We start from the raw sequence: 12,381 nt of genomic DNA on the forward strand, positions 1-12,381 counted from the left end.
CTAAGCGGACGGCATTTGTGTTATGTAAACCGCACGGCAAACAATGCGGATATACGACTATTTAGGATAACCAGGATTCTGTTCCAGGTTAACATTCAGTGCACGTTGTACCTGAGGAATTGCAAAAAGTTCTCTGAATGACTCAGAAGCCCTGTGATCCCACCAGGTAGCAGTGGTAAACTTATTCCAACGGATCAGCTCCTGACGACGGTAACCTTCAAAGATAAACTCACGACCCAGTTCGGCCAGCAGTTCATCCATAGTCAGCGTAGAAGTAGTATACTTATTCGCCTCCCATACTGCAGGCGCAAAAGCACGTTGTTTACAGGCATTCACCAGGTCAACCGCTTCCTGAGTAGCTGTTCCGCCATTCTTACGCATCAGTGCCTCAGCCTTTGCAAAATATACCCATGACAGACGATATACAGCCCAGTCAGTGCTTCTGTAATGAGGATCGTTGATCGGTCCCAGTTTGTATTTATTGAAACGAACACCGCTGTTTTCTTCACCCTGTGTCATATCTGATGTAGTGCTGCCAAGCTTGTTCTTACGGATATTGTCAACGAATACCAGCTGTTCGCCGTTATACTCGTTACCACCACTTGCAATTACAGGTATTGTATCGGCTGAACCATATTTCCATTGCGGACCTGCTGATATCCATTCTTTCTTACGCTTATCTGCATCGCTGAAAGTGGTATACACACCAGGAATAACAACAACACCATCATTACCATTACGGTCATTACCATTGATAAGACCTTGGTTAAAGTGATAGAAGTCACCGGTCCACTGTGGTGTAAAATCTGCCACCTGGTAATCATATGCTATAGAAAAAATGATTTCCTTAGACAGATCGTTGGTCGGCTTATAAGTATCTGTGATATTAGTATCCAGCGCAAGTGTACCATTCATACCACCCGCTTCACCATTGATGAGTTTATTGGCAGCAGCGATACAGTCATCCCATCTTGGTGTACCACTCCATTTCTCCGCATTCAGATACAGCTCTACCAGCATGGAATAAGCACCCGCTTTGGACATACGTCCGATCAACGCTTTACTCAACAACGGCGCATCTTCAATATGATCAAGGATCTCTTTTTCAACAAAGTCAAATACTTCTTTACGCGTTGCTGTAGGTGGACTAACAGGAATACCTACTTGTGTCACGATAGGCACATTACCCCAGATATCCATGATACGGAGATAGTGGAATGCACGCAATAACCTTAACTCAGACACGTATGCATCTTTTTCCGCCTGAGTAATACCCATCTCACCGGCCTCACGACGTTCCAGATTCTCAATAGCTGTTGTACAAAAGCCCAAACCTGTCCATGTTAAATACCAACAGTCCAGGATCGGACCATCATCCACCAACCAGGTATGATAGTGCAGACGTATCCAGTTACCACCATCATAACCATGACGACCTTTCTGTGGCCATGCCAGCTGATCTGCCGATAACTCACTCAAACGCCACCATCCATTCTGACCAGGCGTTACCCAGGCATTCGCATGGGTGTATGGTCTTAATACTGCCGATACTACTTCTTCTTTATTGTTATAGAAATTACGTGTATCGATCTGGTCATACACATTTTCAGTCAAGTCGGTACAGCTGCTCCCAAATACAGGAAGTAATGCGAGCGCTGCATATGTTGCTATTTTCGAAATTCGTTTCATCTTAATTTTTTAATTAGGTTATCAGAAGCCCACATTTAATCCCAGCATGAAGGATCTTGTGCTCAGATAAGATCTGCGGTCATCACTGTTGTTCAATGCATCAATACCCGGATTCAGACCTGTATCTTTTACAAAGTCAGGATCGTTGCCTGAGTAACCGGTAATAGTTGCCAGATTACCTCCTGTGAAGTATACCCGCATGTTACGGATATATTTATTTTTGAATGGAACATTGTAACCAAGGGTTACCTCATCCAGTTTTAAATAGCTACCGTTTTCAAGATAGTAATCGGAATATTGGAAACTATCATTCAGTTTAGCGTGTTTGGTGAATGCAGTTTGCAGCACATTACTTGGCAAAGCTGCCTTGTTCCCATACAGCAATTCATTAGTATTCAGAATATCGAAGCCGAACTTACCACGCATGAAGATGCGCAGGTCCCAGTTTTTATATTTAAAGCTATTCGTCATGGATGCATAGTATTTGGGAATAGCGTTTCCGATCACCGTCTGATCATTGTCACGGCTGATCTCGTCCGCAGGACCTGTAGAACCGTCTCTCTTATAAAAACGCCATTTACCATCATCAGTGAATCCGGCAAAACGTTTACCATAGAAGTTACCCAGTTTACCACCTTCATATGTTCTCAGCGCGTTTCCAAGTGCACCATAGCCACCGATATCACCACGGTCAAGGAATGTCATCTTGTAAGTCTGGTTAGAGAAAGAAGACACTATGTTACTTGCCGTACTGAAAGTAACATCTGTATTCCAGCGAAAATCTTTCTTATCCATTGTTACAGCATTCACCATCAACTCTATACCCTTTGACTTGAAAGTACCCACGTTAGTCCAGATGTCCTGTTGTACCTGTGATGGTACCTGAGATTTAAATGTGGATATCAGGTCTGTTGTTTTACGACTAAACAGGTCAATGGAACCACCTAAACGACCTTTAAAGAAGGTGTAATCAATACCGAAGTTCCACTCAGCTTTCTTTTCCCATCTTAGGTCCGGGTTCGGATTCGTGTTAGGGCCATACGTCTCACGCCATACACCATCAGGATAAATGTATGCGCCGCCAGTCCCTAACAGTACAAGGGAAGCATAGTTATCAAAATCAGAGTTACCGGTTACACCATAACCAAGTCGTACTTTCAACTGATCAATGAAACTAACATTACTCAGGAAATCTTCTTTGTGCAGATTCCATCCCGCAGAGATAGCCGGGAAATTTCCCCATTTATTATTAACACCAAATTTAGAGGAGCCTTCACGACGTATAATAGCTGATGCCATGTATTTATCGTTGAATACATAGTTCACTCTTCCGAAGAATGCGATCAGCGTATTGTCGTTTTTGTAACTGCCAAGTGTCGCTTTACCTAACTTGATCTGGTTACCAGCGCCCAGATTGTCTTCATGAAATCTGTCATTCAGAAAACCATAGTTGCTACCATCAAAACCTTGATCCACATCATAACGATAGCTGTAACCAGCTACTGCTGAAATCGTATGTTGATTCGCAGTCAGATTATACTCAAGCGTAGGCTCTACTGCATACTTTAATTTAAGTTCACTGTTCTGTGCTGCCCAACCAGTTCCCTGATAGGTCTCTATAGAAAGCTCAGACGCACGATCAGCGTACTGACCATCTGTCCAGCTATCGCGGGTTACCGCACCAAAGATGGATGCCTTCAATCCTTTCACGAGATCCAGTGACACTTTTGCATCTGCAGAAGTTGTCTGCTGCTGACGTTTGTAAGTCTGCTGGTGTAAACGGGCCAGTTCATTGGTGCTCGTCTGTTCGAAGTACCAGGAACCATCGTCATTATAAGGAGAATAAGTAGGTTGGAAAGTAAAATATCCCACCAGGTTGCCACCATCCGTCAGCAGATTCGCATTGTTAACATTAGTGGCAAGGTTAAACTGGCCGGTCAGACGATTGTCCAGACCTTTTGAGGTAATACTCAGACGACCACCATACTGCTGGCGCTCATTCTCTTTTAATACACCTTCCAGATTGGAATAATATACACTCGCACGGTAACTGGTATTTTCACTACCCCCTGAAAAAGCCAGGTTATGATACTGTGTAAGATTATCATGATTGATCAGCAGATCAGGAAAATTAGTTCTGTGGCCTTTGTCTTCTGATTTGATTTCACCACTGGCAATCTTTGCAGCATATTCATCAGCTGTCAGGAACTTGGGCATACGCTGTGTATACTCTTTGCGGAAATACGTATTATAGTCTACACGTGGAGCGCCCGCCTTCCCTCTTTTCGTAGTGATCAGCACAACGCCCGCGTTTGCGCGTGTACCATAAATCGCAGCAGCAGAACCATCTTTCAGCACAGAGATAGACTCGATATCATCCTGTTGCAGCAGGTCGAGATTACCACCAGGAATACCATCTACTACAATTAATGGCCCCTGATTTTTATTCAATGTGGTCACACTACGCAGCTGTATAGCCGGACCATTATTGGGGTTGGAACCGCTGGTACGTGTGATCTGTAAACCAGCCACTTTACCCTGTACCAGGTCCATTGCGTTACGCGCACCACTCTGTCTGAAGTCCTCAGCTGTAACAGAAGTGATTGCGGAAGTAACCTCTGTTTTCTTCTGTGTACCATAACCGACTACCACCACATCTTTCAATGCAGTAACGTCAGCCGCCATCGTCACATTCGTAGTGCCTGAAGCACTGATAGGCTGTTCCAGTTTCTTATATCCGACAAACGTGAAAACCAGTGTAGTAGCACCCTGTGGCGCTTCCAGTTTGTAAGTACCATCCGGTGCAGTCTGTGTACCCTTACTCGTACCCTGTATCTGTACCGTCACTCCTGGTAAGGGAGTATTCCCCTGTGCATCGGTTACTTTACCGGTGATGACCTTGTTCTGGGAAAACGCTACCAGCGACAGGAGTAGCATCCATAAGCTGTGTAGGCATACCCGGGAAAAAAATGAGAAGCCTCTCTTCATATATTTCAATTTTGGTAATAAAGCAGCGTATCTGGCAATACGGCCCCATCCCCATGCTGCACGTGGCACAGCAGGGATCAAGCATGCGTTTCCCTATCTCATTAACCTTGCAGGTAATGAAAGCTGAGTTAATAAAATCCCCTTATGTACTGCATATCACAGTTACACGGGATCAAACATTTCCTTAAGCTAAAGCTGGAAATAAGTTCATAATAGTTACTCGCAAAATGATACTGGTTCCGATTAACAAATGGTTTTTAACAAGTGAAATTATTTTTGTTCAATAACGTTTATTTTTTTGAATAGACACATGACATACACCGTTCGCTGACATAGCATGTTCCCCTTTTTTCCATTACGTTGTTACGGTTTTTCAGACAGCTTATTCTGCATAATCGTTTTAGCAATCTGCGGTAAAAATAGAGACTTTTTTCACAATGCAAAATATTAACTGTTAATTTTAATTTGCATTAACAATTTTAAAAATTCATTAACAATTAATAAGTTGCAAAAACTAGTAGTATAAGTAGGAAAATATTTGTCAACATCTATTTTTTGGGGCATTTATTACTTTTTTTAGTAAAAATCTCACAAATACTATTTGTTAAAAATTTTATAAACATTCTTAGAAAAATAAAAAAGGTTAACAATTGCTCCTACTAACGGTTACGACTGTACCACTTTTACTGTAACAAGTAATTGCCCGGTATGTCGCATCGTATGCTCTGCTGCATGAAATAATAAACCCATTACGGTAGACGGCAACTGCTTCCTGCCGACGCCACGGAATGCTGTCAGTGTAGTCTCATCTGTCTCCTTTAACTTTGCAATCGTCTTTGCAATCTGTTCATCTAATGCTGCCAGCAACATCTCTGTTGTTACCGCTCCCGGTATCTTCTCTCCTGCCAGATAAGCAAGCTGCGCTTCTGACAATGTCCCTGCAGCTGCATACACAGATAATCTGTCCAATACACCGGCAATATGCCGCAAATGGAATCCGACAGAAGCAACGCCTGCCGGCTGCTCCCATAAAAGTTCATCAGGAAAGTCCTGTAACAGGGCATGTATTTCCTCCTGCGCCTGCAATAACGCATGTGCCACTGGTTGCAATAAAGCGGGTACACCAGGAAGCGGCCCCCGCATCCATACTTCAGGTTGAGCCATAAGAAAGCATTTTTATACTACGAATTACGGAAGATCTTTTCAAAAAAAAGAGGCAGTCCGCCCTTTCGGGTGAACTACCTCTTGCTTCTTATATAAATAATAACCTTATAATTTTAGTGCCACATACCTGATATTCTTTCTGTCATAAGTATAGGTAATGTGTAGTATCCCATCTTTTGTCTGTATGATCGCCGGATAACTGAACTCGCCTTTCGCTTCCTTCACCAGTACATATACATCTTTCCAGTGTTCTCCATCTATAGATACCGCCACTCTCAGTTCATTCCTCCCATTCCACCAATCCTTTCCGGACACAGCCGGGTTATACACAAGTACCTGCTGGCCATTCCGGGTAGTGACTGCGTCTATGCCGGAATTAGGATTCAGCATTGATTGTTTCGTGAGCGGAGACCAGGTCTGCCCATTATCGGTGGACCAGGTCTGTACAATCGCATTCTGTCTGCTACGGCAAAGCATTTGTAAGCGCTTTCCAGCATGAAACAGTGCAGAAGGTTGTATTACCCCAAAAGTATCACAGTCAATAGGCACACGCTTCCACTGATGCCCGGTACTGTCTGACAATTCCACATGAATATGCCAGTCCTTCTCATCCAGGCTCTCAGTACTGGAAGGATGTAAGATGCTGCCATCTGCCAGTTGCACCGGCTTATTCTTGATAGGTCCGAGTATATTACCAGGCAAACGCTCCGGAGCGGACCAGCTAAGTCCATTATCTGTACTGGAGATCAGCATCCCCCACCATTCCCGGGGATTAGGTCCTACTTTATAAAACAGTATCACCCGTCCAGCCTTTGTGGTGATCAATACCGGGTTCCAGGCGGCATAGCGGGTACTGTCATTGATTACCCCACTGGCGACTACTTCAGGAGCAGACCATTTTCCTTTATGAAAGCGGGCTGTATAGATGCAAACATCCGGTGCACTTTCCCGGCTTCCGCCAAACCAGGAGGCAAGCAGATCACCATCCGGCAGCGCGGTAATAGTAGACGCATGTGCTGCCGGTACCGGCGGCTTTTCCATAATAAATTCCTCCCTGACGAGGGTGGCTTTGCGTTGAGCGTTGGCGGCGAACAATGACACGACCAGCAACGCCGCTATCAACATGTACTTCTTCATCATATGAGACCTATGTAAAACTGGCAAGGCCACAAAGATAACAATGTCTGCCATTGTTAGCTTTGTGGCCTTGCCCCCCATCTAAATTATAATTCTTAAATCCTGTCTGTTATTCTCCCATCCAGAAAATTTTTGCATTACGCGTATTTTTCTCCCTCACAGCTTCGTAGCTGGAGTTATAACCTGTCTCACTCGCAGGATACAGGAACCTGGTAGGAGGCAACTCATAATCTACACGCGTTGAAGGAATTACAGTAATGCGTGGATAGCCGGTACGACGGTACTCAGCCCATGCCTGACGGCCCTGCAATATGTTAAAATGCAGCCATTTCTGTATATATATCTTTTCCAGTTTTTCTGTTGAAGTACCAGTATAGGCAATGTTCGGATTACTGATGAAGGCAGATACAGTTGCAGTAGAAGGCTGTGGCAGCGCTTCTCTTGCACTTGGGTTCTGCTTGTTCAGGAAGTTGATGAATGCAATTGCCTGTCGGATACCCAGTTCATAGCTACCCTGTGCAGTACCACCGGTCAGTCCCCAGCGTTCAAAGGCTTCCGCTTTCAGGAAGTTTACTTCTGCTGCAGACATATAGATACCTGGCAGTTTTCCGTTTGTCAGGTAAGTAGTAGAATCCCAGATAGAATAGTTATTCATACTGTCCGTCTGACGTACTTCCGTCTGGCTCATTGCCTGATACCAGCGGTTTGGTGTTTTATCCGTACGGGTATTCTTATCAAACATGAAAGGAATACGTGGATCGTTGGATGGTAACATTACCTTATTCAGCATGTAGTCCGGCGCCATCTGTGCCCTGATCTCTGTAAAGGAGTTCATCGGCGTGTTGGTGTAGTTCGTCAGCTGATATAACAGGATGTCAGTGCTTGCAGGACTGTAGTTATCACCAATACCATCTCCGTCTACCAGTGGATAAAGGATCGGATTGGCGAGGATTTCCTGTATTTCTGATTTTGCTCTTGCTTCTTCAACATCTGATCTGGAAATACGCATCAGGTAACGCAGACGAACAGAGTTGATATAACGGCGCCATTTGTCAATACTTCCTTTCATCAGGTAATCCTGTGCATTGAAAGAAGCAGTAGCGATCGCATTAGGCGTTGTTGCAGTGAACCAGTCAGCCAGGTCTTTCAGACCTACCAGTACGGTATCATACAGCATACGCTGGTCATCAAATTTCGCATTGGAAATGGTGTTGTCGATATCCAGTGAACCTGCCTCTGTAAAAGGAATATCACCAAACATATCCACCATCTGTGCAGTCTGGTCCAGTAACAATGCCTGGCCGGCTTTCATGAAGATGGTAAAGTTCGGACGTTCATCCAGCGGAAGCTCACGATACAGACGCTCCATCGTACGATACTGCGCTACGATACCATTACCGGTATTATAGTTAAGATCAGTACCCTGGTTACTTGGCGTATAGTAATCATTCCACAGCGATTGAACCGGGTTGGCCGGCTGCAGGTATCTTTCTTCCTTGTTATCGGAAGCAGCAGTCTGACAGAAAGCTGCACACATCGGAAGAACGATCTCGCGCATTTCACTATAGTTAGGTCTTACGCGGTTATTATCGAGTATAGAAGAAAATAATTTTTCAATAGTAGGGTTGCTGGTTTTATCAGGATCGATATAATAATCATCCAGTTCGCCCTTACATCCCGCCAGGCCAACGCTCAGCGCGATAAAACAACCTATTTTTATTAATGTTTTTTTCATAATCATAACTGTTTGTAACAAGTCACATTTATTAATTAGAAGCTGGCGTTAAGACTGAAACCATAGCTACGGGTTGCACCGGAAGAACCTTCATCAATACCCTGTTTCAACCAGCTGCTACCCATTGGAGCTTCCGGATCCAGGTTCTTCATAGTTCTATATGCATACAACAGGTTTCTTCCGATCAGAGACAGACGCAGACTCTGCAGGTGCAGTTTTGCAGCTGTTGCTTTGGAAATGTTGTAGCCCAGTACTACCTCACGGAGTTTTACGTAATCGTTCTTTGAAAGAGTCACTTCGTTCCAGGCGGTTGGAGAGTCATTGAACTGGTTCAGGTAGTAATAACCAGCCTGTACCATCTTGGTATTTTTCGCACCAGTCTTAGTCACACCATCCAGGATCACACCATCATGATAAACCGGACCATTTGGCGAAATTGAATTGTGACTTGGCAACTGAATCATTGTTTTACCATCAGTATCCAGGTAGTAAGGAAGACCACCATGCGCTTCATCACGGTACTGCAGTGTGTTCTCGTACATACCGGCAGCTGTCATGAATTTAAACGGCGTAGCAACGATCATACCACCGAAACGGTAGTCAAACATGAAGTCCAGTGATAAGTTGTGGTAAGTGATAGTATTCGCGAAACCACCAACGATTTTAGGCAACAGGTTACCTTTCTTCTCATACTTGGTGATATCAACATCATACAGTCCATTATCAGTGATAACGAGGTTTCCTTTATCGTCTCTCTTACGTGGGTACATGTAGATATTACCGATAGGCTGGCCTTTTTCAGCTACTACTTTCACCGCATCTCTGGATGCAAAGAGCATTACGATCTGAGATACACCTGGCGTCAGTTCCTCTATGCTGGAAGTACTGTTCGCAAAGTTCAGACGGGTATTCCAGGTAATTTTACCTTTTACCGGAGTACCAGTCAACGCTACCTCGATACCTTTACTGTGCAGTTTACCTACGTTGGTGATCCTTGTTTTAGCACCATTACTTACCGCAACGTTCAAACGCATTAACAGGTCAGTTACTTTACTGTCATAGTAAGAGATGTCAAAACCAAAACGGTTATCCAGCATTTTTACCTCTGTACCGATCTCTATCTCTGTTTTCTTCTCTGATTTCAGCTGCTCATTACCATAATCACTCTGTGCGATCAGCAAAGGAATAGAACCGGTAGTTGTAGAAATTGGTTTCTGCGTATAGGTAACGTTAGACTCAAATGGAGGAGGAGCGTTACCTACGAGACCGTAGGAAGCACGTACCTTACCATAAGAGAAGATAGTAGGCAGATGGAACGCTTCGGTGAACACAAAGCTGGAGTTCACAGAAGGATAGAAATAACTGTTGTTCTTGTGAGGCAGTGTAGAAGAGTACTCCTGACGGGCAGTACCTTCCAGGAACAGGTAGTTCATGTAACTCAGGTTCAGGATACCCAGGTATGCGTATTTAAACGCACCACTACGACGCTCAGATGTATTCTGAATATTATAGGAGTTATTGATACTGAACCAGTTTGCGGTTACGAGACCACCATTGGTAGTGGACACCTGATCACTATAGGTTTCTTTACGTGTCTGGAGACCTGCACTCACAGAGTAACCAAATACTCTTTTCTCTTCATCTCTTGCAAAAGTCAGTAACTGGTCACTGTACACAATGCTGTAACGGCCTTTTGCCACGCCATAAGATCCGGTACTGCTTCCACTATTGAACGCGATCGGCTTTTCGTTGTATTCTTTAGTTTCAGTGTTCACACTGGTAAAGTCATTACCTAACCTGGTACGGAATCTCAGTCCTTTTGCCAGGTCAATATTCAATGTAACACTGGATATTAAACGATCCTGTTTTTCTATCTCCTGGTTACGCAGCTGTTTCCACAGGAAATCCAGCAGGTTGTAAGCACGGATAGGATATTTGATAGCTTCATCAGGGTTCTGTGCCGCATTTTCAGGCGTAACATATTTGTAACCTTTGCTGGTTTTGTATTTATCAAACACAACCGCTAAGTCTTCCTGACGACCGAAGTAACCGGCGAAGTCATTGAAGATACGCGCCATCTGTAATGGTCTGTTGGTGATCTTCGTGTTTACATAACCACTTACCACGTCTAAACTCACCTTGTTGTGCAGCTTGATAGTACTGTTCAGGTTGAAAGTATTACGCTGCTGATCACCACCGATCTGTACACCTTTGTAATCGTTACGGGTGTAAGAGAAGCGGTAATTCGCTTTTTCTGTCATATTCGAAAGGGATACATTCAAATTTGAATTGTATCCCTTCTGAAAGAGTTGATTATAGTTGTCGGGCTGGGGGGAATATGAGTGCATACTACCATCCCACCAGGGTACCAGCTGGCCGTCCAATTTTGGTCCAAACTGCGCATAGGCCCTGAAGTAAGGCCTTACTGTTCCGTCAGTTCCAATGGGGACCCAACCTGCTGCGTTCGCATTCGCACCCGCAGTTGTTCTGTCATAACCGGAACCGTACTCATTCTGATATCTTGGTGCAAAGGCAACCCTTTCTGCGGTGTGTGAATAGTTCAGATCAACACCCAGACCTCTTCCTTTCATACCTTTTTTAGTAGTAATTACCACCACACCACTCGCTGCATCAGATCCATACAGTGCAGTCGCACTTGCACCTTTCAGTACTGTCAGACTTTCGATATCTGCAGGGTTGATATCCAGGATACCGTTACCACGGATACGGTTATCAGACCAGTAATCAGTATTGTTTGTACCACCAGCACCTTTTTCGTTGTTGTTCCTGATCTGCACACCATCCACTACATACAGCGGCTGGGTGTTATAGTTCAGGGAGTTCACACCACGAATCTGGATATTCACCGCACTGGTAGCACCACCTGGAGCGGTGGTGATTTTCACACCAGCAGCTTTACCATACAATGCAGAAGCAAAGTTGGTAGCGCCGGCAGCTGTAATTTGTTCAGATGTGATAGTACTTACCGCGTATCCGAGCGCTTTTTGCTCTCTTTTGATACCCAGCGCCGTTACTACCACCTCATTCATTATACTTTGATTTGGTTGCAGTGTAACTGTAATAGCCGTTTTACCACTAACAGGGATCTCCTGTGTTTTAAAACCTACATAAGATACAACCAGCACAGCGTCATCCGGAACACTAATGGTGAAGGCACCATTTTCATCCGTAGCTACCCCATCGGAAGTCCCTTTTATTTTAATAGATGCACCGATCAGCGCTTCACCTGTCTGGTCCAGTACTTTACCTGTTACTTTGATCGCCTTCAGCATAGCGCCTTTTGGCATGATCACGATCAGGTTGTTAGATAATTCCTGGTAAGTAAAACCAGAATTATTCAGGATCAGATCCATCACTGTGGTGATCTGAGCATCTTTCACGTTAATGTCTACCTTGTTATCATTTGGTATGTTCCTGTTACTGAACATGAAACGATAGTCGCTCTGGCTTTCAATTACAGTGAGCACTTTCTTAAATTCCACATCACGCAGATTAAGAGTGATCTTCGTTGCAAAAGAAGCTTTTGCCAGTACATTAAGACTGGTGGTAAGCACCAATCCCAGTACTACATTCATAAGTAGCATTGGCTTTAAAAGCCCGTAAGGGATCTTTACGCCCCTGGGACGTAGGATAGAAATCATAACTTA

General features: G+C 44.2%; 6 protein-coding genes. All 6 read right to left on the reverse strand.

Annotated elements, in window-relative coordinates; all coding sequences use genetic code 11:
• Window positions 1-57 precede the first annotated feature (57 nt).
• Window positions 58-1,689, reverse strand: a complete 1,632-nt coding sequence (locus CPIN_RS35515; RefSeq protein ID WP_012794739.1) for a RagB/SusD family nutrient uptake outer membrane protein — start codon at window positions 1,687-1,689, stop codon at window positions 58-60.
• 21 nt (window positions 1,690-1,710) lie between these two features.
• Window positions 1,711-4,677, reverse strand: a complete 2,967-nt coding sequence (locus CPIN_RS35520) for a SusC/RagA family TonB-linked outer membrane protein (RefSeq protein ID WP_148230702.1) — start codon at window positions 4,675-4,677, stop codon at window positions 1,711-1,713.
• Between the two features lie 666 nt (window positions 4,678-5,343).
• Window positions 5,344-5,841 carry a DinB family protein gene (locus tag CPIN_RS35525; protein WP_012794742.1) on the reverse strand — a complete coding sequence of 166 codons (498 nt, stop codon included), beginning with the start codon at window positions 5,839-5,841 and terminating at the stop codon, window positions 5,344-5,346.
• Between the two features lie 105 nt (window positions 5,842-5,946).
• A complete protein-coding gene (locus CPIN_RS35530) occupies window positions 5,947-6,981 on the reverse strand; it encodes a sialidase family protein (protein WP_063715272.1) in 1,035 nt (344 codons plus the stop codon).
• Window positions 6,982-7,087: 106 nt separating this feature from the next.
• Entirely contained in the window at window positions 7,088-8,713 is a 1,626-nt protein-coding gene (locus CPIN_RS35535; RefSeq protein WP_012794744.1) for a SusD/RagB family nutrient-binding outer membrane lipoprotein, read from the reverse strand.
• Between the two features lie 35 nt (window positions 8,714-8,748).
• Window positions 8,749-12,309, reverse strand: a complete 3,561-nt coding sequence (locus tag CPIN_RS35540) for a SusC/RagA family TonB-linked outer membrane protein (RefSeq protein WP_012794745.1) — start codon at window positions 12,307-12,309, stop codon at window positions 8,749-8,751.
• Window positions 12,310-12,381 lie beyond the last annotated feature (72 nt).

It is taken from the genome of Chitinophaga pinensis DSM 2588 (assembly GCF_000024005.1).
Taxonomy (GTDB): domain Bacteria; phylum Bacteroidota; class Bacteroidia; order Chitinophagales; family Chitinophagaceae; genus Chitinophaga; species Chitinophaga pinensis.